This window comes from Rhizobium skierniewicense, assembly GCF_014196515.1.
Classification (GTDB): domain Bacteria; phylum Pseudomonadota; class Alphaproteobacteria; order Rhizobiales; family Rhizobiaceae; genus Agrobacterium; species Agrobacterium skierniewicense.
Genome location: NZ_JACIDV010000020.1, coordinates 19,660 through 45,946 on the forward strand (window position 1 = coordinate 19,660; position 26,287 = coordinate 45,946).

Genomic DNA, 26,287 nt, shown 5'->3' on the forward strand with positions numbered 1-26,287 from the left:
AATTTCTTGAAATCGTCAGCGGAAAGCGGCTCTGCGCTTGGCCAAGGCTGCGAAGGCAGATAAACAGCTACGCAAATGAACGGATGGCGCACATGGCTTGCGCATTCGCCTGCCTTGATCCTGAAAGGTCTTTTGATGCGTATTGTAATGATTGGCTCTGGTTATGTGGGGCTCGTTTCAGGTGCCTGTTTCGCCGATTTCGGTCATGACGTCATCTGCGTCGACAAGATGCCGGAAAAGATCGAAGCCTTGAAAAACGGTCAGATCCCGATCTTCGAGCCAGGCCTGGATGCCATCGTCGCCAGCAATGCCAAGGCTGGCCGCCTTTCCTTTACCACTGACCTCAAAGGCGCGGTTGCCGATGCGGATGCCGTGTTCATCGCCGTTGGAACACCGTCACGCCGGGGTGATGGCCATGCGGATCTGGCTTACGTCTATGCCGCTGCCCGCGAAATTGCCGCAGCCGTGACCGGCTTTACTGTCATCGTCACAAAATCCACCGTCCCGGTCGGAACGGGCGACGAGGTTGAGCGCATCATTCGTGAGGAAAACCCGAGCGCCGATATCGCCGTGGTGTCCAATCCGGAATTCCTGCGCGAAGGCGCTGCCATCGATGACTTCAAGCGCCCGGACCGTATCGTCGTCGGCCTGTCCGACGAGCGCGCGCGTCCTGTCATGACCGAAGTTTATCGCCCACTCTATCTCAACCAGTCGCCACTGCTGTTTACCACACGCCGCACGTCGGAACTGATCAAATACGCTGCCAACGCCTTCCTTGCCATGAAGATCACCTTCATCAACGAGATGGCCGATCTTTGCGAAAAGGTCGGGGCCGACGTTCAGGACGTTTCGCGCGGTATTGGCCTCGATGGCCGCATCGGTGGCAAATTTCTGCATGCCGGTCCAGGCTATGGTGGCTCGTGCTTCCCGAAGGATACGCTGGCACTGGCCAAGACCGCGCAGGATTTCGATAGTCCCGTTCGACTGATCGAGACGACGATTGCCGTCAACGACACCCGCAAGCGCGCTATGGGCCGCAAGGTCATTGCTGCCGTCGGTGGAGACATCAGAGGCAAGAAGGTCGCCGTGCTGGGCCTAACCTTCAAGCCGAACACCGACGATATGCGCGACAGCCCCGCCATTGCCGTCATTCAGACATTGCAGGATGCGGGCGCAAAAGTCACCGGTTACGATCCCGAAGGCATGGTCAATGCCCGTCCGTTGATGGAGGGAATCGAATATGCTGATGGACCTTACGAGGCAGCGCAGGGTGCAGACGCCGTCGTGATTGTGACCGAGTGGAACCAGTTCCGCGCGCTCGACCTCGACAGACTGAAATCCATCATGGCCTCACCCGTCCTGGTGGATCTGCGCAACATCTATCGCCCGGATGAGGTCACGGCCCACGGCTTCACCTATGCCGGCATCGGCCGGTCATCATGAGCAAGGTGAAAACATGCGATATCTGATCACCGGTACGGCTGGTTTCATCGGCTTTCATCTGGCGAAGCGATTGCTGGACGACGGCCATTTCGTCGTTGGCTTCGATGGAATGACGCAATATTACGACATTGCGCTGAAGGAAAAGCGCCACGCCATTCTGGCCCGCTCCAACGGCTTCAAGGCCCAGATCGGCATGCTGGAAGATGCCGATGCGCTCAATCGTGCAGCAGACCTTGCCGAACCGGAAGTCATCATCCATCTCGCCGCGCAGGCGGGCGTTCGCTACAGCATCGAGTGCCCTAAGGACTACGTGAATTCCAATCTGATCGGCTCGTGGAACATTCTGGAGCTGGCAAAGACGCTGCAACCCAAGCATCTGCTCTTGGCATCGACATCATCCATCTATGGTTCGAACGAAAAAGTCCCTTTCGCGGAAAGCGACAGGGCCGACGAGCCGATGACGATCTATGCGGCCACCAAGAAGTCTATGGAGCTGATGGCGCATAGCTACGCACATCTTCACAAGGTGCCGACGACAGCGTTCCGCTTCTTCACGGTCTACGGCCCCTGGGGCCGCCCGGATATGGCCCTGTTCAAATTCGTGGATGCAATGTTGAAGGGTCAGCCGATCGATATTTACGGCGAAGGCAAGATGAGCCGTGACTTCACCTATATTGATGATCTGGTCGAAGGCATCGTGCGGCTGAGCCACATTCCGCCATCGGAAGACAACCGCGTCATCGACGATGGTGTGATCGATACATTGTCGAAACACGCACCTTTCCGGGTGGTCAATATTGGCGGCGGTCAGCCGGTGGAACTGATGCGCTTTGTTGAAACGGTCGAGGACGTTCTCGGCCAAAAGGCCATCCGCAACATGCTACCCATGCAGCAAGGCGATGTGCCTCGCACCTTCGCATCCCCCGATCTGCTGCGGGCACTGACCGGCTACGCACCACAAATCACGATCGAAACGGGCGTTGCCGCTTTTGTGGAATGGTATCGCAACTGGCAGTCCGGCAAGGCCTGATCACTCAGGCCGCCGGACCTTCTCTCCGCGTCAGCTATTGGCCTCTTCGCCCTCGCCGGCCTGCAACAGGCGCGTCAGTTCGGCGCAATTCGGATCGCTTGCATCCAGCAACTGCACGGGTGATGTCCAGCCGAGCGTATAGCCGGCCGCAGTCGCGATGGCCCAGGACGGGTCTTCACCGGCGCGCTGGAGCAGTTTTGGCCCCTGCGCGGATATGCATTGCTGGGATTGCTGGATGGACTGCGCCGATGCGTTGACGCCTTGCATACGCTCCTGCACGTCAGCCTGAATCGGATTGAGAACAAAAAGCGTGATGAACCACGCGGCGATTTCGGAAATCATGCGCTAACCTCTGCACACTCGGCGATGACATCGAAAACGGTCCGACATCGTGAAAGCGCCGAGACTTTCACCAGAGGGGCCCGGACCAGCGGGTTGATGCAGATGTGGGAGGTGGCTCGGTCATTTCAAGAGAAGCGCATCCGAAATCAGCACGCGCCGTGCTGGTAAGCTTATACCACCCTCTTGACGCCACGCTTTCGCAGCGACAACCGCATTACATGCCTTTGGATATGGATTGGTTCTCATCAAACGGAAGCCGGTAACGGATATGGCAAATCTCGCCCGCCCCGCGCTCCACATCCACCTCAACCCCAAAGACGTCGCCGATCAGATCGGCTGTGAAGATAGTCGATGGTTTGCCCAGAGCGACCAGATGCCCGTTTTTCATGACGGCAACCCGGTCGCAGAACATCGCAGCATGGTTGAGGTCGTGAAGGGCCGCAACGACGGTCAGCCGCTGCTTGCGAACAAGATGGAGAAGCGCGATTTGATGGCCGATATCCAGATGATTGGTCGGCTCATCGAGAAGCAGAATATCGGGCTTCTGCGCCAAAGCACGGGCAATGTGCAACCTCTGCCGCTCGCCACCCGACAAAGTGTGCCATAGGCGCTCGGCAAGATGCTCGGCATCCACATCCCGCAGCGCCTGATCCACGATGGCATCGTCTTGCGAGGACCATGGAGACAGAGCGCCCTTGTGCGGGGTACGACCAAGCTCGACGGCTTGGCGGGCATTGATTCGCTCTTGCGTGTCTGCCTGCTGTTCAACAAGCGCGATGGAGCGTGCAACATCCCGCCGGTTCAGGCTCTGCATGGCCTTTCCATCGAGCGTGACATGACCGGATCTCGCTTTCCTGATTCCGCAGAGAAGCGACATAAGGCTGGTTTTGCCGGAGCCGTTCGGCCCGACGACCCCCAGGAACTCGCCCGGCCGGATCTCGAGACTGACATTCTTGACGATCTCGACACCACCCGCAGACCAGCATAGATCCTGTGCACGAAGCGTCATACCGAGCTCCGTCGCTGGCTGAGAATGAGCGCGAAGGCGGGTGCCCCGAACAGTGCGGTGATGACGCCGATGGGCAGGACCTGTCCCGTAATGATGGTGCGCGAGACGATATCGGCAGCGATCATGAACACGGCCCCGGTCAAGGCTGCAGCAGGCAACAGGCGGCCATGCCGAATACCAACGATCATGCGCGCCGCGTGAGGAATGACGAGGCCGATAAAACCGATGGAACCGACAATGCTGACCATGATGGCGGTCATCAAAGCGCAGATCCCGGTGAGAACGATATAGACCCGGCGCACCGGTATGCCGAGGGATGCCGCGGACTCCGAGCCGAATGTGAAAGCATCCAGCGCACGGGCATACCACAGACAGACGACGAAACCTCCCAGAGCGACAGGCAGGGCCAGCCAGACATCCGGCCAACGGACGCCCGACAGGTTGCCCAGCAGCCAGAACATGATGCCGCGCGCCTGTTCGGCATTGGCTGCCTTGGTGACGATGAAGGAGGTGATGGCGTTGAAAAGCTGTGAACCGGCAACCCCTGCCAGAATAATGGCGCTGTTACCGCTGCCCGCTCGCAACGCCAGGAGACTGACCAGCGCAAACGCCACCAGAGCGCCGAGAAACGCGCCGAGCGGCATGGTCAGCATACCGGCACCAAAGCCCAGAATGGCCACCCCGACTGCGCCGGTCGACGCACCGGCAGAAATGCCGAGAATGTAGGGATCGGCCAGCGGGTTGCGCAAAAGCGCTTGAAGCACCACCCCCGACAGCGCAAGGGCAGCACCGCAACAGGCCGCGACCACCGCCCGGCTCAGCCGGTAATTCCAGATGATACCTTCGTCGATCGCATCAAGAGGATAGCCCGCATGGAACACACGGTTTGCCACCGTCTTGGCAACGACATCCAGTGGGATGGATGTTTCGCCAACGGCGGCACCGAGCCAGAGCGCCAGAGCTAATAACCCAACCGCCAAAAGGACGGTGCGGGTCAGGGTGAAACAAGCGCTCATGGCTTACTTGGACAGTCCAAGCTGGACGACGGCGTCGGCCAGAATTTCGATGCCTTCTATGGTGCGGATGGTCGGGTTCATGGCCTGCGCGTCCATGACGACAACGTGGCCCTGCCTGACCGCTGGCATGAGGCTTGTGACCGGGTCTTCTCTCAGGAATGTCTGCTTGACGACGACGTCGTCGGCCGGGTAGCGCTTGCGGTCCATCTTGCCGGCAACGATGAGCGTCGGCTGCGACTTTGCGATGGTTTCCCACCCGACCGTCGGCCATTCCTCTTCGCTTTCGATGACATTCCTGATGCCCAGTGCCGACATGATGTAGCCGGGGGCACCATTCTTGCCCGCGACATAGGGGTCGATATCCAACTCTGCGCTGGAGAACCAGAAGACGGCAGAGAGCTTGCCGTCTACGGACGCGATTTTCTTGCGCGCTACCTCTTCGCGGGCCTTCAGATCAGCCACCAGCTTTTCGCCCTTGTCCTGCACGTTGAAGATTTGCGCGAGATCGGTCACTTCCTGATAGATCAGGTCCATGGTGAAGGCGTTGTGGCGAACCCCGTCGCCGCCGCTGGAATTGTCCTTACCCGTGCAATCGGCAGGTGAGATATAGACCGGTATCTTCAGTTCTTCGAACTGCTCGGGCTTACCGACCACACCTTCAGGGCCAATATGCCACTGGAATTGTGCCGTCACCAGATCGGGTTTCTTGGCCAAAACACTCTCAAAGCTCGGATCATTATCCGCCAAACGGTCAATCCTGGCATTGGCCTCCTCGTAACCTTTCAGGACGGGGCCGATCCAGACCGCGGTTCCGACAACCTTATCGGCAAGGCCGAGCATATAAAGAATTTCCGTGGTGCTCTGTCCGACAGATACCGTACGCTCCGGCGCATGCGTGAACGTCACGTCGCGGCCGCAATTCTTGAGCGTCAGTGGATAACGCGTCTCGGCCGCTTGCGCGGCGGGCAACCATGCGCTGAACGCGCTGACGGCCATTGCCGCAGCACACATCGTCTGTCTGAAATGGAATGTCATTTTCGATAGTCCCCGATCGTCATGGGCGCCACAAAGGCAGCCGTATGTGAACATGCTTAGACAGTCAGTCCGCAACGACGCGACACTGGGGCTGTCTGAAACCGGGACATGGAAGATGGAATAAGGCGCTGGGCAGCGCTTGATGCAATCACGACGTCTCCTGCTCCGGGCATCCCCGCCCGTGAATTGGAATGAACTTACGACGGCAGGTCTCCTGGCTCATGGATTTGCGTCTTCACCCGACCTTCCCGCGATATCGCTTCGCAGTGGCATGACGCTTTTCAAGAAAAACGCCAATGGGTTCGACAATCCGCTCACAGTTGCGGGGGCAGCCACGGCATCGGACCGAAATCCTCACCGTATTCCCTATTATTCCTCACGATTGCTCGCTCGAAACCGTCTCGACCAGATAGACGGAATGCCAAGATGCCGTCAAGCATTCGTTTTGTTATGTTATTACATAATCCGTTTCAAGAGAATACTTTTGTGATGTGTCCAGTTGCCAGCGCCCAACAGGCAAAAGGCCGGGAATGTCTTCCCGGCCTTCGTTATCGAACTGACTTTGGATGCTCAAGGCAGCGTGTAGGCGATGACATAGTCACCGGGTTTTGTGCCCACTGAGCCGTGACCACCCGCGACCATGACGACATATTGCTTGCCGTTCTCCATCGCATAGGTCATCGGCGTCGCCTGGCCACCAGCGGGAAGACGTCCTTCCCAGAGCTGTTTGCCGGAGGTGAGATCGTAGGCACGCAGATAGTTATCGACAGCGGCACTGAGAAACGCCACGCCACCCTTGGTAATCATCGGTCCGCCGATGCCGGGCACACCAACCTTGAAGGGCAGTGGAAGTGGCGTCATATCGTAAACGGTACCGTTCTTGTGCTTGTAGGCAACGTCACCCGTGCGCAGATCGGCGCCTGCGACGTAACCCCATGGCGGCGCCTGGCATGGAATGCCGAGCGGCCCGAGGAATGGTCCCATCAACACGCCATAGGGTGCTCCGTCGTTGCGGTTGAGGCCCTGCTCGCTGCCTTTCTCATCCTGACCCTTGGGCGGAATCTGCGCGCGAGGCACAAGCTGTGACGTAAAGGCCAGATAGGTCGGCATACCAAACATGACCTGACGCTCAGGATCGACGGCCACGGAACCCCAGTTGAAAGTGCCAAAGTTGCCGGGGTAGATCAGGGATCCGTTCAGCGACGGCGGCGTATAGCGACCTTCGTAATTCAGCTGGTGGAACTTGATACGGCATGCCAGCTGGTCGAACATGGACACGCCCCACATGTTCTTTTCGACCAAAGGCTCGGGCTTGAAGGACAACGCAGATGTCGGCTGTGTCGGCGCGCTGAAATCTTCAGGAATGGCACCGCCGGGTGCTTTCTCTTCCGTCACGGCCAGGATCGGCTCACCCGTGCGTCTATCGAGGACGTAAATGTCGCCCTGCTTGGTCGGCCCGACCAGTGCAGGAACAGTCTGACCGTCCTTTTTGGTGATGTCGAGCAGAACAGGCTGCGCTGGAACGTCCATGTCCCAGAGGTCGTGATGCACGGTCTGGCGCACCCAGCGATCTTGTCCCGTGTTGATATCCAGAGCGACGATCGACGACGAGTATTTCTCAACGCTTTCGCTGCGGCCCATGCCCAACTGGTCGGGAACCTGGTTGCCGAGCGGAATGTAGACGAGACCGAGCGCTTCATCGACGCTGAACACCGACCAGCTGTTGGGCGAGTTCGTCGTATAGGTCTGGCCCGGCTGCAAAGGCTGCGTCTGCGTCGGGTTTCCCGAGTCCCAGTTCCAGATCAACGCGCCTGTATTGACGTCGAACGCTCTGATGACGCCGGACTGTTCCTGGGTGGAGTAGTTGTCGTTGACCGCACCACCGATGATGATCTTGTTGTCGACGATGACAGGCGGAGATGTCGAGTAATAGTAGCCAGCCGGATTGTGCTCCATTCCGGATGCAAGTTGCAACGTGCCGTTCTGGGCAAACGAATTGCACACCAGGCCTGTCAACGCGTCCAAGGCAATCAGACGCGCGTCGGAGGTGGGCAGATAGACGCGCTGCGCGCAGGGCGCACCGGCGGGCACGGCAGGGTCGGCATAATAGGTCACACCCCGGCATGTCTGATGCTGACGGTCAGGGTTGAGACCCGCATTCGGATCGTATTTCCACTTTTCCTTGCCTGTGGCGGCATCAATGGCGATTGCCCAATTGTGCGGCGTGCAGAGATAGAGCGAGTTTCCCACTTTTAAGGGAGTCACCTGATAGGTTGTCTCGCCCACGTCCTCGGGCAGCTTTACGTCGCCCGTCCGGTACCGCCAAGCTTCCTTCAGGCCGCTGACATTGTCTGTGTTGATCTGGGCCAAAGGCGAGTACCGCTGACCGTAGGAGGTGCGGCCATATTGGTGCCACTCGTTGTCCGGAACAGCGTTTCCATAGGACGGCGACGCTGTCACGACCTCGGTCGGAAGATCGCCTTCCATATCATGCGGGTCTTGTGTCATGGCAAAAGCAGCAGCACCAACAGAAACCAGAACGGCTGTGAGCAGCGGAACCGCGTTTGCGCCATAGGTCGTGCCGGTTGGACTGGTAAAGCCCAGCGGCTTTCTGATCCAGGGCATCAAAAGCCACATACCCATGACGATAATGAAACCGCCGCGAGGCCCAAGCTGCCACCAGTCAAAGCCGACTTCCCATAGCGCCCATAGCAATGTGGCGATGACGAAGGCGGCATAAAAATGCAGTGCCAGCTTGTTTCGTTGAAATAACAAAACGGCAGTGATCACGAATGCGATCCCCGCCAATGCATAGTAAAAGCTTCCGCCCAGCATAACGAGCTGCGAACCGAAACCGAAAATTGCAAGTCCAATGAGCGTCAGGACGACTGCAGTGGATGTAACTGCCATAAAAAGCCCCCGGTGGTCTCCCACCCGGGAAACACCATCAGGCCTTAAAGGTTCCCGAAAAAATCACGATTTCGCCACTTTTTCGAAGTCGCCAAAAGCGGCCTGCATATCGCCGGTGTTTTGGCCCGCAGCAATCATCGCCGCAAGCAGAATTCTGGCCTGTCCGGGCCGCAATGTCTGCGAGTGGATGGCGCCTGCGGCACCCAGATCATGGCCTCCGCCACCGCCGCCATAACCGGCCACAAGCCTGCCGGTCGGAACCCTGCTGGAAACGACCACAGGCACACCGGCATCCCGGCATCGGCCAACAGCTTCGACCACACGGACATTGGCATTACCCGAACCCAGCGCAGCCAGAACAACACCATCGACGCCAGCCTTGAGACTGGCATCGATATGGGTCGCGTCGCAGCCGGGATGGATCGCGACGATGTCCACTCTGATGTCCGTCACGCTTGCCGAAAGACCGAGGCTGTGAGGACACAGGGATGTGCCTGCCAGATCGAACGCGTCGCGCTCATCCGACGAACGTTTGTAGAGACCCCATGCGGGCAGAAGCTTTCCGCCGAAGCAGACCAGAACGCCTTCTTCCACGTTGGAAGGATGAGTGCAGGCTTCGATGGCGAACGAAAGATTATCCGGCCCATCCGCGTGCGGGTGGTCGGCAGTAAATTGCGCACCGGTAAAGATGACGGGTTTCGTCAGATGGTGCTGGAGATGAACCAGAAGCGCGCTTTCCTCCATGGCATCAGTGCCATGAAGAATGACGACGCCGGACACGGCGGGATCGGCAAGCTCCAAGCCCACCGCATCGCTGATATGCTGCATGTCCGATAGCGTCAGGCTGGACGAATCCTTCGCCATCAACTCGACGGGCTTGACCGTTACATCGCCACTGGAAAGGCCGGAAACCAGCATCTTGCCAGACAGCGCCGGCTTGGCCGCGCCGGTGTCATCACGCGTGCTGGCAATGGTGCCGCCAGTGGCAATCACAGCCACCTGCATTGTCGTATGCTCACCGCTCACGCATCGCCTCGAGGTCCAGCCTGTCTGGACGTTTCGGCTTTCGCCAGTTCATGAATGCGATTTCGCAACACATACCATCCCGCAACGAGAGCTGGCGCAATGATGACGAGCGAACCGACCGTCAACGTGCCAGCAGGATAATCCAATGCCATCAGCACCAGAACGCCGAGAAGAAAGACAAGCGTCAATATACCGGTGTAAGGCGCGCCAAACATTCTGAAATCAGGACGGCGCATTTCTCCCCGCCGCGACAGGTGCCACAGCTTGAGTTGGCATAACACGATGACACCCCAGGCGCAAATAATACCCAGAGCCGAAAGATTGAGAGCAATTTCAAAGGCCTCAGACGGTATGATGGCATTGAGAATGACGCCGATGACGGTCACGACAGCGGTCACCGCAATGCCGCCATAGGGCACACCCGCCTTGTTCATTCTGGCCAGAGCGGCAGGCGCCGAACCGGAAACGGCCATCGAGTGCAGGATGCGCCCGGTCGAGTAAAGCCCCGCATTGAGCGACGACAAGACAGCCGTCAGCACCACGAGGTTCATGATGATATCGGCACCTTCAATGCCGATGGAGCCGAAGAAAGTCACGAACGGGCTCTCGCCGGCCTTGTAGGCCGTATACGGCAAAAGAAGCGTCAGAAGCAGAACCGAGCCAACGTAGAACACCAGCAACCGGAACACCACGGTGCGGATCGCGCCGGGGATGACCTTGCGCGGATCTTCGGTTTCACCCGCCGTCGTGCCGATCAACTCGATGGAGGCATAGGCAAACAAGACCCCTTGAATGATGATGAAGGCGGGTAGAATACCGTTGGGGAAGAAGCCGCCATTGTCGGTAATCAGGCTGAAGCCCGTGACATGCCCTTCGATCGGCGTGCCAAAAATGACGAAATAGACGCCGACGACGAGGAATGTTGCGAGCGCGACAACCTTGATGAGGCTGAACCAGAATTCCAGTTCACCGAACACCTTGACCGACAGCATGTTCATGGCCAGGACGATGATGAGCGCCCCAAGCGCGAAGACCCACTGGTCGATACCCTGCATCCACGGCACATATTGCTTGAAGAAGTTCATGTAGATGGCAACGGCAGTGACGTCTGCGACAGATGTCATGGCCCAATTCAGCCAGTACATCCAGCCAACCGCAAAGGCCATTTTCTCCCCGTAAAACTCGCGGGCGTAGGAAACGAAAGAGCCGGAGGACGGACGGTGCATGATGAGCTCGCCCAAAGCGCGCAGCACCAGAAAGGCAAAGAAGCCGCAAATGGCGTAGACGAAAACCAGAGCAGGCCCGGCAGCGGCCAGACGCCCGCCAGCACCGAGAAACAATCCGGTTCCAATCGCGCCGCCAATGGCGATCATCTGAATCTGACGAGGCTTGAGAGCCTTGTGATATCCAAGCTCTTCTTTGAACTGCGTGTCGCGGTCGTGGTGGTTCTGATTTGGCTGGTTCACTGACAATCGCCCCTCCCTCAGATCTTTGGTCAGCCGCGCATTCCGATCAATCAGCCAGCAAATTCCAGCCCTACGGTGTCGGCGGCCTTGGCGTTAAAGTCCAAATAAACAATATGCTTCTGTTATGCTGTTAGACAGATTTTCCGGTCCAAATACTGACCATCACGTGCGACGTCAAGCTCTATTGCCATGAGACCGCAACGGAGGTCTGGCCGCCGAAATTCGACAGGGCACAGCAACGACAAAAAAATAGGATGCCAACCAAATGCGCCAAGCACGCGCGCTTTATCTCTATTAAAATGGCCCGGAAGAATAGATCAGCGTTTCAAAACAACGGCTAACGCAGCGCCCTTTCGTCGCCCAGAATGGACGTGACGATCTGCTTGACCTCACTCAGATGCGCATCCATCGCGCTTCTTGCGGTCTCGTCCGAACCGGCGGCGATGGCTTCGGCAATCAAACGGTGCTCGACATTGGAGGCAATGCGGCGCGGTGCCATGATGTTCAACAGTTCAGATTGCTGACTGAGCGAGCCGCGCGCATCCGAGACGATCTTGGCAAAGACAGAATTCCCGGACGCTTCAGCGATGGCACAGTGGAACTCCGAGTCAAGCTTGACCCATTTCGGCGGGTCCTCCTGCGCATCCATCGCGTCGCAGAGGCTGAGGATCCGAGAGAGCTGCTCGCCGGTTCGCCTGACCGCCGCCCAACCGGCAGCGGGAACCTCGATATAGGGTCTGGCCTCGATAAGGTCGCGAGCCGAGTAGCCGCCGTAACTGAGCCCGGGACTTGGTCTATCGGTCAGAACGAATGTACCGCTGCCTGTCCGTGTCTGGGTCATGCCCAACGTTTGCAGGGAACGGAGAGCCTCCCGCACGATGGGTCGGCTGACGCCGTATTTGCCTGCCAGGTGCGTTTCAGCAGGCAACCGCGTGCCAACGGTCAAGCGCCCGGAGACGATCGCCAACCGCAAATCCTCAAAAACCGATTCCGCCGCGCTTTTGCGGGTGATCGGGCTTGTTTCTGATAACCAGTCCACCCCTGCACTCATGTGACAACCTTTTATAAACCCGAGATCGTTGTCAAGGCGTGTACGTGCTGGCTAACGGGTTTTACGAGAACAAAAAAATGGAAATATGCCCGATTTTTAGTCGCGGTTAAAAAGATTGCAAATGATTGTCTGCTACGTCATCAATGCGCTCATGACGCTGCGAGACCTGACCATTCTGGTGATCGATGAAAACGCCATCCGTGCCTCCATTATCGAGGAGGGATTGCGAGAGGCGGGGCATGACCGTGTCACTGTCATCCATCAGGTTCACGGCGTAGCACGTATCATCGACACGCTCTGTCCCGATGTTATCGTCATTGATATAGAAAATCCAAATCGGGACATGATGGAACATTTGTTCCAATTAACGCGCACAGTGGGACGCCCGATCGCCATGTTCGTGGATCGCTCGGATACAGACTCCATCGAAGCGGCGGTCGAGGCGGGCGTTTCGGCCTATATCGTTGACGGTCTGAAGAAGGAGCGCGTCAAACCCATTCTGGATATGGCCGTCAGTCGCTTCAATGCCTTCAGCCGTCTGAAACGGGAATTGGCCGACGCCAAATCGGCGCTGGAAGACCGAAAGATCGTCGAGCGCGCCAAGGGCATTCTCATGAAGATGCGCGGCCTGTCTGAAGAGGAAGCTTTCGCACTTTTGCGCCAGACGGCAATGAACGAGAAGAAAAAACTGTCCGAGATTGCGCAAAGCGTCGTCACGGCTGCCGGTTTGCTGATGTGAGCGGGCCAGGACAGGAAAGGACGTGGAAGATATGACGAGCACCGTCAGCGAGAAAACGAAAAGCGCTCCGGCAGACACCGCGCCCGCCCTGATCGGCAATGACCGCCAACGCATATTGCGGGCAGGCTTCATTCCGCTCGTTGACGCGTCTGTTCTCATTGCCGCGGCCGAATTCGGTTTCGCAGAGCGGGAAGGCCTGAAACTCGACCTCGTCAAGGACGTGTCCTGGGCCAATGTACGCGACCGCCTGGCATTCCGTCAGTTCGATATCGCCCACATGCTATCGCCCATGCCGGTCGCCTCGATGCTGGATCTGGGCTCCAATCCCTCCCCGACCATCACGCCATTCTCGCTGGGGCGCGGCGGCAATGCGATCACGCTTTCGACACGACTGTTTGGCCGCATGCGTGAGGTTTCGGGCATTTCGGAGACGGCAAGCGCGCTTGACAACGCGATGGCCCTGAAAACCCTCCTGGGGGAGATGCGCACGCGTGGCGAAGGCGCCCCGACCTTCGGTGTCACCTACCCTTTTTCCTCACACAATTACGAGTTTCGGTATTGGCTGGCGGCTGGTGGCATCAATCCCGACAGGGATGTCAAACTCGTCGTCGTGCCGCCACCTTTGACGTCAGATGCATTGGCCGCCGGTGCCATAGACGGCTTCTGCGTCGGCGCACCCTGGAACATGATGGCGAGCGAACGCGGCATAGGCCGCATCGTTGCCGCCAAACAGGATATCTGGCCATCGGCCCCGGAAAAGGTCGTCGGCATGCGCCCTGAATGGGCCGAAGCACAGCCCGAAGCAGTGTCTCGCCTGCTCGTGGCGCTGGACGCCGCTGCCCGCTGGTGTGACGATACGCAGAACCATAGCGCTCTGGCTGGGATGCTGGCAGACACGAAATATATCGCCGCGCCCGAGGAGATCATTCGGCAGGTGTTGGCTGGACGCTTCAGCGTCGATGCGCAGGGAAATCACCGCGTGATCGAGCGCTATTTCACCTTTCATGATAATTTTGCCAATTATCCTCGCAAAAGCCAAGCGCTGTGGATTTACAGCCAGATGATCCGCTGGGGCCAAGCGAACTTTACGCCGCAACTGGCGCAAGCCGCGGCATCGGCCTACCGCAGCGACCTCTACCGCAACGTCCTGGGTGCTGCCCTCGCACCGCAGGAACCGGACCTACGCATGGAAGGCGATATCGACGGCGACCGCTTCATGGATGGCCATGTCTTCGATCCCGGCTCCATCGAGGACTACGTGGACAGCTTTCCCGTCAGCGCGCGCAATCACTTTTCTTCTGCTTTCGACGACGTCTAACAGGCGCACACTGCACAAACGCTGCGCATCGAAAATGCTTCCCTCGCGTCATATGCGCAAAATATGAGCCGCAGAACGCCCGATGGAACGGAGAGAAAGTCGCTTTAATTTTCGAAATACCGTTTTTATTTCAAAGGCATAATTTATGAGGGTAAAACTGGCATAGCATTTGCTTCGAAGAAAATACTCGGTCAACGGCGATCGGGGATAAAAGCGCTTCACTGCTGCTTACCAACGACACAGACGTCGCAAGGTTTTTGCTGACCGGGACCTCCCTCCTGGCAATCGCAATCTCCGAGCGGCGTTTTTTTTGTTTTTATCTTTCGCAAACAGCGCCGGAACGGCGGATCAAAAATGGGGAACATGCGAATGAAACCGACATTCACCGGCACCATAAGCCGCCGCAGCATGCTGAAAACCACTGCCACAGCAGCGCTGATCACGGCCATGAAATCCGCTTTCCCCTCCGGCGCATTTGCCGCAAACGCCACACCGGAAGTCACCGGAGCAAAGCTCGGCTACATCGCCCTGACCGACGCAGCGCCGCTGATCGTCGCCTCGGAGAAAGGCCTGTTCGCGAAATACGGCATGCCCGATGTCGAGGTTGCCAAGCAGGCATCCTGGGGTGCAACGCGCGACAATCTCGTGCTGGGCGGTGCTTCCAACGGCATCGATGGCGCGCATATCCTCACCCCCATGCCCTACCTCATGCACACCGGCAAGGTGACGCAGAACAATGTTCCCGTACCGATGGCAATCCTGGCCCGCCTCAACCTCGACAGCCAAGGCATTTCGGTTGCCAAGGACTATGCCGAGACCGGGGTGCAGATGGATGCGTCCAAACTGAAAGCCGCGTTTGAGAAGAAAAAGGCCGAGGGCAAGGAGATCAAGGCCGCTATGACATTCCCCGGCGGCACCCATGACCTCTGGATCCGCTATTGGCTGGCCGCTGGCGGCATCAACCCGGACAAGGACGTTTCCACCATCGTCGTTCCCCCACCGCAGATGGTCGCCAACATGAAGGTCGGCAACATGGACGTCTTCTGCGTCGGCGAACCATGGAACGAGCAACTGGTCAATCAGGGCATCGGCTTTACCGCCTGCACCACCGGCGAGCTTTGGAAGGGCCACCCGGAAAAAGCGCTCGGCATGCGCGCCGACTGGGTGGAGAAGAACCCGAATGCGGCAAAAGCCATTCTCATGGCCGTCATGGAAGCGCAAGCTTGGTGTGACAGCATGGACAACAAGGACGAGATGTCGGCCATTCTTGGCAAGCGTCAATGGTTCAACGTGCCGCCAAAGGACGTGCTGGGCCGCCTGAAAGGCGACATCAATTACGGCAATGGCCGGGTGGCGCACGGCACTGATCTGCAGATGAAATTCTGGAAGGACGCAGCGTCCTATCCGTTCCAGAGCCACGACACATGGTTCATCGCCGAGAATGTGCGCTGGGGCAAGTTCGCACCGGACACTGACATCAAGGCCCTGGTCGCACAGGTCAATCGCGAAGACCTTTGGCGCGAAGCCGCCAAGGAACTCGGCATTGCTGCCGCTGATATTCCAACATCCAAATCTCGCGGCAAGGAGACCTTCTTCGATGGCAAGGTTTTCGACCCGGAAAACCCATCCGCCTATCTCGACAGCCTCTCGATCAAAGCCGCCTCTTAAAAAGCGACAGGATAAAACCATGACCGCAACAGCCCGCAAGCCAGAGAATACGGCCATCACCGCCGCTGTGCCGAAGAGCGGAACCGTTATCACCATCAACCGCCGCCCGGTACAGGGCCCGAATGCCAGGAAAATTGCGGCGTCCATCGCCCGCAATGTCATTCCACCGTTTGTCGTGCTGGCGCTGCTGCTCGGCATCTGGCAGGTGCTCTGTTCGGGACCGGGCGCAACCCTGCCGCCGCCAAGTCAGGTGTTTCAGGAAAGCTATGACCTGATTGCCTATCCGTTCTTCAGCTATGGAACGCAGGATATCGGCCTTGGCTGGCGCGTGCTGATTTCTCTGGAGCGTGTAGCCTACGGATTCGGTCTCGCGGCCATTGCCGGTGTCATCATGGGTGCGGTCATCGGCCAGTCCGTCTGGGCGATGCGGGGTCTGGACCCCATCTTTCAGGTGCTGCGCACCGTCCCGCCACTCGCATGGTTGCCACTTTCGCTGGCTGCCTTTCAGGATAGCAACCCATCCGCCATCTTCGTGATTTTCATCACATCGATCTGGCCTGTCATCATCAACACCGCCGTTGGCGTGCGCAACATTCCGCAGGATTACCGCAACGTGGCGCAGGTACTGCGGCTGAACCAGCTGGAGTTTTTCTACAAGATCATGCTGCCATCGGCGGCACCATACATCTTCACCGGCCTGCGCATCGGCATTGGCCTGTCGTGGCTCGCCATCGTTGCCGCTGAAATGCTGACCGGCGGCGTGGGCATCGGCTTCTTCATCTGGGATGCCTGGAATTCCTCGCGCCTGCCCGACATCATCGTCGCACTCGCCTATATCGGCGTCGTCGGCTTCATCCTCGACAAGCTGGTCGCGGCACTCGGCAATGTCGTCACCCGCGGCGCGGGCAACTGAGAAGGAGACCATCATGAACGCCTATCTCAAGCTCGACCATATCGACAAATATTTCGACAAGGGCGGTGTCCGCGCCGAGGTGCTGAAAGGCATCGACCTCACCATTGGCAAGGGCGAGTTCGTCTCCGTCATCGGCCATTCCGGCTGCGGCAAGTCCACCATGCTGAACCTGATTGCCGGCCTGACGAAGGTGTCGTCCGGCGTGGTTCTTCTGGAAAACCGGGAAGTCAACGAACCAGGGCCGGAACGCGCCGTGGTGTTTCAAAATCATAGCCTGCTGCCGTGGCTCAGCGTCTATGAAAACGTCAATATCGGCGTCGAAAAGATCTTCCGCTATACCAAGACCAAGGCCGAGCGCCGTGAATGGGTGATGCGCAATCTGGACCTCGTGCAGATGGCCCATGCCAAAGACAAAAAGCCATCCGAAATTTCCGGCGGCATGAAGCAGCGCGTCGGCATTGCCCGAGCGCTCGCCATGGAGCCGAAAATCCTGCTGCTGGACGAACCCTTCGGCGCGCTGGACGCGCTCACCCGCGCCCATTTGCAGGATGCGGTCATGGAAATCCATGCCCGACTTGGCAACACCATGATCATGATCACCCACGATGTGGATGAAGCCGTGCTGCTGTCTGACCGCATCGTCATGATGACCAACGGCCCTGCCGCCAACATTGGCGAAATTCTGGATGTTCCCCTGGCAAGACCGCGCAACCGTATCGACCTTGCATCAGACCGAACCTACCTCAAATGCCGCGAAGCTGTGCTGAAGTTCCTCTACGAACGTCACCGCTTCGTCGAAGCTGCGGAGTAATTCCCATGTCCGAAACACAGACAGAAAAACTTGTCATCATCGGAAACGGCATGGCGCCGGGACGCATGCTCGAAGAACTCTTCGAAAAGGCACCGGGCCGTTATCAGGTCACGATTTTCAACGCCGAACCCCGTGTCAATTACGACCGCATCATGCTTTCGCCCGTGCTCTCCGGTGAGAAGTCCTATGAGGACATCATCATCCATGGTGACGGCTGGTACATTCAGCACGGCATCACGCTCTACAAGGGTCACCGCATCGTCAATATTGACCGTGCTGCCAAGACGGTGACGTCTGATCACGGTGTGACCGAGAGCTATGACAAGCTGGTCATCGCCACCGGCTCCGTGCCCTTCATCATCCCCGTTCCCGGCAAAGACCTACCCGGCGTCATCACCTACCGCGATCTTGACGATGTGGATGCGATGCTGCTGGCGGCCCAGTCCCGCGAAAAGGCCATCGTCATCGGTGGCGGTCTGCTGGGTCTGGAAGCGGCAGCGGGTCTTTCCATGCGCGGCATGGACGTGACGGTTCTGCATGTGATGCCGACGCTGATGGAGCGCCAGCTCGATCCGGCAGCCGGATATCTTCTCCAAAAGGCAATGGAAGATCGCGGTATCAAGGTCATTACCAAGGCCAACACCAAGCGGATCCTTGGCACCGATAAAGTGGAGGGCATCGAACTCGACAATGGCACCATCATCCCGGCCACGCTTGTGGTAATGGCCGTTGGTATCCGTCCCAATGCCGGACTTGCGAAGGACGCCGGCCTTGCGGTCAATCGCGGCATTGTCGTGGATGCCGGCATGCAGACATCCGATGGCGATATTCTGTCTGTCGGCGAATGCGCTGAAGTGGGCGGCATGGTCTATGGCCTCGTCGCGCCACTTTACGAGATGGCCAGAATTGCCGCCTCGCATCTGGCTGGCGATACGACATCCGCCTTCGTCCACGCCGATACGCCCACCAAGCTGAAGGTCACCGGCATCAACCTGTTCTCCATCGGTGATTTTGCCGATGGCGATGACCGCGAGGAAATCGTGCTGCGGGACGCCACCGCTGGCGTCTACAAGCGCGTGATCCTGAAAGACAACCGCATCATAGGCACCGTTCTGTATGGCGAAACCTCCGACGGTGCCTGGTTTAATGACCTGAAGAAAAAAGCGACCGATATTTCGGCGATGCGTGAAACCCTTATCTTCGGCCAAGCCTATCAGGGAGGGTCCCCACTGGACCCCATGGCGGCCGTTGCAGCCTTGCCGGATGATGCAGAAATCTGTGGCTGTAACGGCGTTTGCAAGAGCAAAATCACCTCGACCATCACATCGAAGGGACTGACATCCCTAGACGATGTTCGCGCCCATACAAAGGCGTCCGCCTCATGCGGCTCCTGCACCGGCCTCGTTGAGCAATTGATGACGCTGACGCTGGGCGACAGCTACAATCCCGCCGCCGTTCAGCCCATGTGCAACTGCACCGAGCTCGGCCATGATGATGTGCGCCGTCTGATCAAGGCGAAGGGTTTGAAAACCATTCCCGCCGTCATGCAGGAACTGGAATGGAAGACATCCTGTGGCTGCGCAAAATGTCGCCCGGCGCTGAACTATTACCTCGTTTGTGACTGGCCGGATGAATATGCCGACGACTATCAGTCGCGCTACATCAACGAGCGTGTTCACGCCAACATCCAGAAGGATGGTACCTATTCCGTCGTACCGCGCATGTGGGGCGGCGTGACCAATGCCAACGAGTTGCGTGCCATCGCCGATGTGGTCGACAAGTTCGAAATACCAATGGTGAAGGTCACCGGCGGTCAGCGCATTGATTTGCTGGGCATCGAAAAGGAAGACCTGCCCGCCGTCTGGGCCGATCTTGGCAAGGCCGGTTTCATCTCAGGCCAAGCCTATGCCAAAGGCCTTCGAACGGTCAAAACCTGTGTCGGATCAGACTGGTGCCGCTTCGGCACGCAGGATTCGACCGGTTTCGGCATCCGCGTCGAAAAATTCATGTGGGGTTCCTGGACACCGGCCAAGCTGAAGCTGGCCGTCTCCGGCTGTCCGCGCAACTGCGCAGAAGCCACCTGCAAGGATATCGGCGTGATATGCGTGGATTCCGGCTTCGAAATCCACTTCGCCGGTGCAGCGGGTCTCGACATCAAGGGCACGGAGATTCTGGGCCTCGTCAAAACCGAGGATGAGGCGCTGGAGCACATTGTGGCGCTGACGCAGATGTACCGCGAACAGGGCCGCTATCTGGAGCGCATCTACAAATGGGCCAAGCGCATCGGCTACGACGAGGTTCGTCGTCAGATCATAGGTGATGCCGAAAAGCGGCGGGCCTACTTCGAACGCTTCGTCTTCAGCCAGAAATTCGCGCAGGTCGATCCTTGGTCGGAGCGCGTCTCCGGGGAACACAAGCACGAGTTCAAACCGATGGCGACCATCGGGTTCAATCAAGCCGCAGAGTGACGCCCCGCTTATCGAAGTGGGTCGGACGCAGGGCGTCTGGTGGGGTGAAAAGAGGAGTTTTCACCCCACCAAAATTCTAACCGCGAAGGATAGGACAAAACAATGAACTGGGTCGATATCGGAGATATCTCAGACATTCCTCTGCGCGGCGCACGTTGCGTAAAGACGCCGGCTGGCAAGATCGCGATTTTCCGCACGGCTGAAAACGATGTCTATGCCATCGAAGACCATTGCCCGCACAAGGGTGGGCCGCTCAGCCAAGGCATCGTGCATGGCGCGTCTGTCACATGCCCCCTGCACAACTGGGTGATTTCGCTGGAAACCGGCAAGGCGTTGGGTGCGGATGAGGGTGCCGTGCGCACCATTCCCATTCGCAATGTGGATGGGCAGCTTTCGGTTGCTGTCGAAAGCCGGATGATCGCAGCGGAGTGACCATGGCAAAAGAGGTCAAGACCACCTGTCCCTATTGCGGCGTCGGTTGCGGCGTCATTGCCAACATTGCGGATGATGGCACCGTCTCCGTGAAAGGCGACACCGATCACCCTGCCAATCTCGGGCGGCTCTGTTCCAAGGGGTCCGCACTGGCGGAAACCATCGATCTGGACGGGCGGCTGCTTTATCCACAGATCGATGGCGAGCGGGTGGAGTGGGACAGCGCGCTTGATCTCGTGGCCTCGAAATTCTCCGCCGCCATTGCCGAACACGGACCAGATTCGGTGGCTTTTTATGTCTCAGGCCAATTGTTGACCGAAGACTATTACGTCGCCAACAAGCTGATGAAAGGTTTCATCGGCTCTGCCAACATCGACACCAATTCGCGGCTGTGCATGTCGTCTTCCGTCGCCGGTCATCGTCGCGCCTTCGGTTCGGATACGGTACCAGGACTTTACGAAGACATCGAAGGCGCCGATCTCGTCATCCTCACCGGCTCGAATCTGGCATGGTGCCATCCCGTCATCTACCAGCGTCTTGCCGCCGCGAAGGCAGAGCGCCCAGACATGCGCATCGTGGTCATCGACCCACGCCGCACCATGACCTGCGATATCGCCGATCTTCATCTGGCCATCCGCCCGGATGGGGATGTCGCGCTGTTCACTGGCCTTCTCGCCCACTTGGCAACACGTCCCGCAATTGATCGCGCCTATATCGCGAATTTCACAAACGGTTTCGATGAAGCTGTGCAAGCCGCAACCGCGTTGAGCTCTGACGAGATTGCCGAAGCGACCGGGCTGTCCATCACGGAGCTGACACGCTTCTACCAGCTTTTCGAAAGCACTGAAAAAGTCGTCACCTGCTACAGCCAGGGCGTCAACCAATCGGCCAGCGGCACGGATAAAGTCAACGCTATCATCAACTGCCACCTCGCCACCGGTCGCATCGGCAGGCCGGGCATGGGCCCGTTTTCGCTGACCGGTCAGCCCAACGCCATGGGTGGTCGCGAAGTCGGCGGTCTCGCCAACATGCTGGCAGCCCATATGGCCATCGAAAATGCCGATGATCGCGACCGAGTCCAGCGGTTCTGGGGCTCACCCGTTATTGCCAACAAGCCCGGCCTGAAGGCGGTCGACCTGTTCAAGGCCGTGGCGGATGGCCGTATCAAGGCACTCTGGATCATGGCGACAAATCCTGTCGTTTCCATGCCGGACGCCAGCGCCGTCGAGGCAGCGCTGAAAATCTGCCCCTTCGTTGTCGTCTCCGACATCATGCAGGACACGGACACGACACGCCACGCCCATGTTCTGTTGCCCTCGCTCGGCTGGGGCGAAAAAGACGGAACCGTCACCAATTCGGAACGTCGCATCTCCCGCCAGCGTGGCTATTTGCCAGCACCGGGTGATGCAATGGCTGACTGGTGGCAGCTGACCGGAGTGGCCCAGCGCATGGGCTTTGTGGATGCTTTCGCCTTCACGAGCCCTTCCGATATTTTTGCCGAACATGCCGCGCTGTCGGCATTCGAAAACGACAGAACACGTGATTTCGATATCGGAGCGTGTTCTCGGCTGACGCCTGCGGACTATGACGACATGCAGCCGTTCAATTGGCCGCAGCCCCTATCTGGCGTTCCAGAAGACACACGTTTCTTTGCTGACGGCAAATTCTTCCATAACGATGGCAAGGCCCGCTTTATCAGCCTCGCACTGCCACAGGCCTCACGCATTGATGCGGATTATCCCCTGACACTCAACACCGGCCGCATTCGCGACCAGTGGCACACCATGACGCGCACTGGAAAAAGCGCGCGCCTGTCATCGCATATCGCCGAGCCATTCGTGGAATTGCATCCACGCGACGCCATGGCATCAGGCATCGAAAGCGCTGATCTCGTCGAAATCGAAAGCCCGCTTGGCAGGATCATTGTTCGCGCACTGGTCACGGACCGCCAAGTGCGGAGCCATGTTTTTGTGCCCATGCACTGGAACGACCAGTTCGCCGCCAATGCCCGCGTCGACAAGCTGGTTCCCTCCGTCACTGACCCGTTTTCCGGCCAGCCCGCATCGAAAAATACTCCCGTTAAGGCCAAACGTTTTCAAGCGAAAGCCTATGCCTTTGCCGTGACGCAGAACAAGCCGCAGGATCTTGATTGCGCCTACTGGGCGCTGGCAAAGGCAGACGGCGGCTATCGTCTCGAAATGGCATTCGAAGATGTGCCCGAGGACTGGACGAGTTGGGGACGTGCGGTTTTCGGCGTCTGTTCCCGTATTGAGCCAATCGGTTACGCCGACAACAGCGCCGGTCAGGTGCGTCTTGCCTTTTTTGAGGGCGAGATATTGCTCGCGGCTTTGTTCATCGCCAACACGCCTGTGGCCGTCGCCCGCAACTGGGCCATTTCCCAGTTGACCACCCGCCATGACGATTTGCGCACACGGTTCGCGCTGGTCGCGGGTCGCCCTGGTGCAGGCAAAGCGGACCCCGGTGCCACGGTCTGCTCGTGTTTCAGCGTCGGTGTCAACCAGATCACCACGGCAATACGCGATGGATGCCGCACTGTCGAAGCCATCGGCAAAACCCTGAATGCCGGAACCAATTGCGGCTCCTGTCGTGCCGAGATCAGAGGTATCATCGATGGCTGCCTCAAAACCGCAGCAGAGTGATTGCCGGTGTATCCCGCTTTAAAGGGGTTGTGATTATCCTGAATATGGAATGAGGTGCCGCGCGAGCGAATCTTAAAGAAGACATCCGTGAATACTGATCCATTCCATATTCTGAAAACCATCTATGGCTACGATACCTTCCGGGGGCAGCAGGCAGACATCGTCCAGCACGTCATCGCCGGGAACAACGCGTTCGTGCTGATGCCGACAGGCGGCGGCAAGTCTCTCTGCTACCAGATTCCGGCGCTCTCACGGCCTGGCATGGGCCTCGTCGTCTCGCCGCTGATTGCACTGATGGTCGATCAGGTCGCGGCATTGCGCCAGGCGGGCGTCAGGGCCGAAGCGCTGAATTCAAACCTCTCACCCGACGAAAGGCGGGCGCTGTGGGCCGACATCCGCGCTGGTCGCGTCAGTATTCTCTACGCAGCACCCGAAACCTTGCTGAAGCCGGATGTGCTGGATGCGCTTCAGGATGTGCCCCTGTCGCTCATCGCAATTGATGAGGCGCATTGTCTCTCCCAATGGGGTCATGACTTCAGGCCGCCATACCGGCAACTGGATCTGCTGACAGAGCGGTTTCCACACACCCCACGCATGGCCCTGACGGCGACGGCGGATGAGCCGACACGCGCCGAAATTCTGGAGCATATGCGCATCGACGGAAAGGACGCCTTCATTGCAGGCTTCGACCGCCCCAATATTCGCTACGCCATCATGGAGAAGGACAATCCGAGATCTCAGGTCAAACATTTTCTGAGAAATCATCAGGACGAGAGTGGCATCATCTATTGTCTGTCCAAACGAAAAACCGAGGAAACGGCAGAATGGCTGCGTTCGGAGGGGTATGATGCACTCTCTTACCATGCTGGCATGGAAAGAGAGCAGCGTGAGGCCAACCAGACCCGATTTCAACACGGCGAAGCCGTCATCATGGTTGCTACCATTGCTTTCGGCATGGGAATCGACAAGCCGGATGTGCGCTTCGTCATCCATATCGATTTGCCCAGCAGCATTGAGGCCTATTATCAGGAAACAGGCCGAGCCGGTCGTGACGGCCTGCCATCCGATGTTCTCATGCTTTACGGCTCTGACGATATCGCGTTACGCAATCGATTTATCGAAAAATCCGACGCATCCGACCAAAGAAAGCATATGGAACGGCAGAAGCTGGATGCGTTATTGGGCTTGGCTGAAACGGCTGGATGCCGACGACAGGCTCTCCTCTCCTATTTCGGCGACAGTTGCGAACCCTGCGGCAATTGCGACACCTGTGCCCAACCGCCGGAACTGTTTGACGGCACGATCGCTGCCCAGAAAATTCTGTCCTGCATCTATAGAACGGGTGAACGCTTCGGTCAGGCCTATATCATCAGTGTTTTGCTGGGCGCAGAAGACGAACGAATGAGCCGCTTTGGCCACGACAAGATCTCGACCTATGGTATCGGGAGGGAACATGATAACAGGACCTGGCGAGCCATCTTTCGCCAATTGATTGCATCACGCCTGCTTGAGGTCGATCTTGAGGGGCATGGTGGCCTTTCCATGTCTGAGACCGGCCGGCAGTTCCTCAGGGAAAAGCCGACGCTGATGTTGCGGAAACCTCAGGCTCCTCGCAAGGCGAGCCGTGACCGAAATCTGAGTGGAAGCAGAACCATCAGCCTTCCCGATGAAGACGCGGCACTGTTTCAGGCCCTGCGCGAACGCCGTATGGAGATCGCTCGTACCCAAAATCTGCCGCCCTATGTCATCTTCCATGATAAGACACTGATCGAACTTGCCGGTGCACGGCCGACATCACGAGCCGAGATGGCAAAAGTACCGGGCGTCGGCGACGCCAAACTGGATCGCTACGGCCCGGCATTTCTCGAGGTCATCTCGCAGTTTATGTCTCAATAGCGACAAGACGAAAGCGTCACTCGCCATTTACGACATCTAGCGCGGTCAGAAAGCGCCTGTAGGGTCGCAGCGGTTACGCCTCTATTTTTTCGCTCACGTCGTCCAACAGAAAATAGGCCACGACATAGGGTGTCTGAAAAGGCTTACCGCTATCGGACACGCCTTGCTCCACGCCTCCATCAACGGGATGCCATTTTTGATAATGCGGATTGTTGGTAATGAGGGTGATAGCCTTGCCTGAAAGTGGACCTTGGACTCTGTAACGGGTTTCGGCGAGCGGCCAGACCCGTTCATAATCAGCCTGCGTCATGCGCACCTTGAGCGCCTGACGTTTCGTTATCTCTCCGCGCTGATGACCGGCGGGATCGAGTGTGGGCACATCGAGCGTGACCTCTTGCGCATTGTCCAAAACAGAATTGAATTCGTCAGGCCACATCCGTCTCATGAAACGCTCCTCCCAAGCTTTTCTTCGTCGCATCTGGAAATATAGCCCGTCTCCGTCAGCAAGCAATCCCCTATCCACAGCGAGAGCAGATCAGAAACGGACGACCGCACAACTCCGGTTTGCGGGAACGAGATAGAAACGCGTACACCCGCCGGCCAGCACAGAGGGTTCGATCCGTAAGCTGCTGTTCCTTGCCCGTAACAACGCCAACGAAGACGCCAAACGGCGTCTGATGCCGATCTTGCGGACCCTCATTTAGACTGTGGTGATTGGCAAGACACCCGGTCGTCAACCGGCGAGCCTGCAGGTGCATGGCGACATCTCCAGTATCATGGCATCGATGGAGGTTCTCGATCTGCTGGAGCATCATTTCCTTGCCGCAGCGGGCACCGACCTGATGTCCCGCATTGCGTCTGGCGAGATCACACGGAGGCCAAACGCAAAGAGCTCCTGGACCGTTATGGTGAGGAGCTTGAGTGCAAATATTTGGAATGGAAGGTGTTAGGTGTTTTTTTGGTTGCGGGGGCAGGATTTGAACCTGCGGCCTTCAGGTTATGAGCCTGACGAGCTACCGGGCTGCTCCACCCCGCGTTACCAGGTTTTTGCACT

Annotated in this window: 20 protein-coding genes, 1 tRNA gene and 1 riboswitch; of the genes, 11 read left to right on the forward strand and 10 right to left on the reverse strand. The window is 58.0% G+C overall.

All coding sequences use genetic code 11. The features are described from left to right. Positions 1–135 precede the first annotated feature (135 nt). The gene (locus tag GGQ73_RS21810; protein WP_183897839.1) at positions 136–1,443 is read left to right on the forward strand and encodes a UDP-glucose dehydrogenase family protein; all 1,308 of its coding nucleotides are present in this window, start codon (positions 136–138) and stop codon (positions 1,441–1,443) included. 13 nt (positions 1,444–1,456) lie between these two features. After that, positions 1,457–2,473 carry an NAD-dependent epimerase gene (locus GGQ73_RS21815; RefSeq protein WP_183897840.1) on the forward strand — a complete coding sequence of 339 codons (1,017 nt, stop codon included), beginning with the start codon at positions 1,457–1,459 and terminating at the stop codon, positions 2,471–2,473. A 30-nt stretch (positions 2,474–2,503) separates the two neighbouring features. Here GGQ73_RS21815 and GGQ73_RS21820 read toward each other — a convergent pair whose 3' ends face one another. The 8 genes from GGQ73_RS21820 to GGQ73_RS21855 all read right to left on the reverse strand — a co-directional run bounded on the left by GGQ73_RS21820 (position 2,504) and on the right by GGQ73_RS21855 (position 12,328). Beyond that, a complete protein-coding gene (locus GGQ73_RS21820; protein ID WP_174154064.1) occupies positions 2,504–2,815 on the reverse strand; it encodes a hypothetical protein in 312 nt (103 codons plus the stop codon). A 214-nt stretch (positions 2,816–3,029) separates the two neighbouring features. Further along, positions 3,030–3,824, reverse strand: coding sequence for an ABC transporter ATP-binding protein (locus GGQ73_RS21825; RefSeq protein ID WP_183897841.1), 795 nt, complete (start codon positions 3,822–3,824; stop codon positions 3,030–3,032). Beyond that, positions 3,821–4,840: a FecCD family ABC transporter permease gene (locus GGQ73_RS21830; protein WP_174154066.1), complete on the reverse strand. Its 1,020-nt coding sequence runs from the start codon at positions 4,838–4,840 to the stop codon at positions 3,821–3,823. The genes GGQ73_RS21825 and GGQ73_RS21830 overlap by 4 nt, the downstream gene beginning before the upstream one ends. 3 nt (positions 4,841–4,843) lie before the next feature. Next, complete coding sequence (locus GGQ73_RS21835) at positions 4,844–5,875, reverse strand: ABC transporter substrate-binding protein (RefSeq protein WP_412762999.1); 1,032 nt, start codon at positions 5,873–5,875, stop codon at positions 4,844–4,846. A 187-nt stretch (positions 5,876–6,062) separates the two neighbouring features. After that, a riboswitch (cobalamin riboswitch) is annotated at positions 6,063–6,291 on the reverse strand. 154 nt (positions 6,292–6,445) lie between these two features. Continuing rightward, the gene (locus GGQ73_RS21840) at positions 6,446–8,785 is read right to left on the reverse strand and encodes a glucose/quinate/shikimate family membrane-bound PQQ-dependent dehydrogenase (protein WP_183897842.1); all 2,340 of its coding nucleotides are present in this window, start codon (positions 8,783–8,785) and stop codon (positions 6,446–6,448) included. 63 nt (positions 8,786–8,848) lie between these two features. Beyond that, positions 8,849–9,811, reverse strand: a complete 963-nt coding sequence (locus tag GGQ73_RS21845; protein ID WP_412763000.1) for an asparaginase — start codon at positions 9,809–9,811, stop codon at positions 8,849–8,851. Next, entirely contained in the window at positions 9,808–11,277 is a 1,470-nt protein-coding gene (locus GGQ73_RS21850; RefSeq protein WP_252094067.1) for an amino acid permease, read from the reverse strand. The genes GGQ73_RS21845 and GGQ73_RS21850 overlap by 4 nt, the downstream gene beginning before the upstream one ends. A 337-nt stretch (positions 11,278–11,614) precedes the next feature. Then, on the reverse strand, positions 11,615–12,328 hold the full coding sequence (locus GGQ73_RS21855; protein WP_174154069.1) for a FadR/GntR family transcriptional regulator: 714 nt from the start codon (positions 12,326–12,328) through the stop codon (positions 11,615–11,617). A 151-nt stretch (positions 12,329–12,479) separates the two neighbouring features. On the opposite strand from GGQ73_RS21855, the gene GGQ73_RS21860 reads away from it, so the two are divergent. The 9 genes from GGQ73_RS21860 to recQ all read left to right on the forward strand — a co-directional run bounded on the left by GGQ73_RS21860 (position 12,480) and on the right by recQ (position 25,233). Then, on the forward strand, positions 12,480–13,067 hold the full coding sequence (locus GGQ73_RS21860) for an ANTAR domain-containing response regulator (RefSeq protein ID WP_183897854.1): 588 nt from the start codon (positions 12,480–12,482) through the stop codon (positions 13,065–13,067). 31 nt (positions 13,068–13,098) lie between these two features. Further along, entirely contained in the window at positions 13,099–14,385 is a 1,287-nt protein-coding gene (locus GGQ73_RS21865; protein ID WP_183897843.1) for a CmpA/NrtA family ABC transporter substrate-binding protein, read from the forward strand. Between the two features lie 369 nt (positions 14,386–14,754). After that, on the forward strand, positions 14,755–16,053 hold the full coding sequence (locus tag GGQ73_RS21870) for a CmpA/NrtA family ABC transporter substrate-binding protein (protein WP_183897844.1): 1,299 nt from the start codon (positions 14,755–14,757) through the stop codon (positions 16,051–16,053). Positions 16,054–16,072: 19 nt separating this feature from the next. Beyond that, complete coding sequence (ntrB, locus tag GGQ73_RS21875; RefSeq protein WP_183897845.1) at positions 16,073–16,966, forward strand: nitrate ABC transporter permease; 894 nt, start codon at positions 16,073–16,075, stop codon at positions 16,964–16,966. A 13-nt stretch (positions 16,967–16,979) separates the two neighbouring features. Then, the gene (locus GGQ73_RS21880) at positions 16,980–17,777 is read left to right on the forward strand and encodes an ABC transporter ATP-binding protein (RefSeq protein WP_183897846.1); all 798 of its coding nucleotides are present in this window, start codon (positions 16,980–16,982) and stop codon (positions 17,775–17,777) included. A gap of 5 nt (positions 17,778–17,782) precedes the next feature. Further along, entirely contained in the window at positions 17,783–20,245 is a 2,463-nt protein-coding gene (nirB, locus tag GGQ73_RS21885; protein ID WP_183897847.1) for a nitrite reductase large subunit NirB, read from the forward strand. A 102-nt stretch (positions 20,246–20,347) separates the two neighbouring features. Further along, positions 20,348–20,677 carry a nitrite reductase small subunit NirD gene (nirD, locus tag GGQ73_RS21890; RefSeq protein WP_183897848.1) on the forward strand — a complete coding sequence of 110 codons (330 nt, stop codon included), beginning with the start codon at positions 20,348–20,350 and terminating at the stop codon, positions 20,675–20,677. Between the two features lie 2 nt (positions 20,678–20,679). Further along, a complete protein-coding gene (locus GGQ73_RS21895; RefSeq protein WP_183897849.1) occupies positions 20,680–23,337 on the forward strand; it encodes a nitrate reductase in 2,658 nt (885 codons plus the stop codon). An 87-nt stretch (positions 23,338–23,424) separates the two neighbouring features. Then, positions 23,425–25,233 (forward strand): DNA helicase RecQ, encoded by a 1,809-nt coding sequence (recQ, locus tag GGQ73_RS21900; RefSeq protein WP_183897850.1) that lies wholly within the window; start codon positions 23,425–23,427, stop codon positions 25,231–25,233. 73 nt (positions 25,234–25,306) lie between these two features. Here recQ and GGQ73_RS21905 read toward each other — a convergent pair whose 3' ends face one another. Both GGQ73_RS21905 and GGQ73_RS21910 read right to left on the reverse strand, forming a co-directional pair. After that, the gene (locus GGQ73_RS21905) at positions 25,307–25,669 is read right to left on the reverse strand and encodes a hypothetical protein (protein ID WP_183897855.1); all 363 of its coding nucleotides are present in this window, start codon (positions 25,667–25,669) and stop codon (positions 25,307–25,309) included. Positions 25,670–26,192: 523 nt separating this feature from the next. Beyond that, positions 26,193–26,269, reverse strand: a tRNA-Met gene (locus tag GGQ73_RS21910). Positions 26,270–26,287 lie beyond the last annotated feature (18 nt).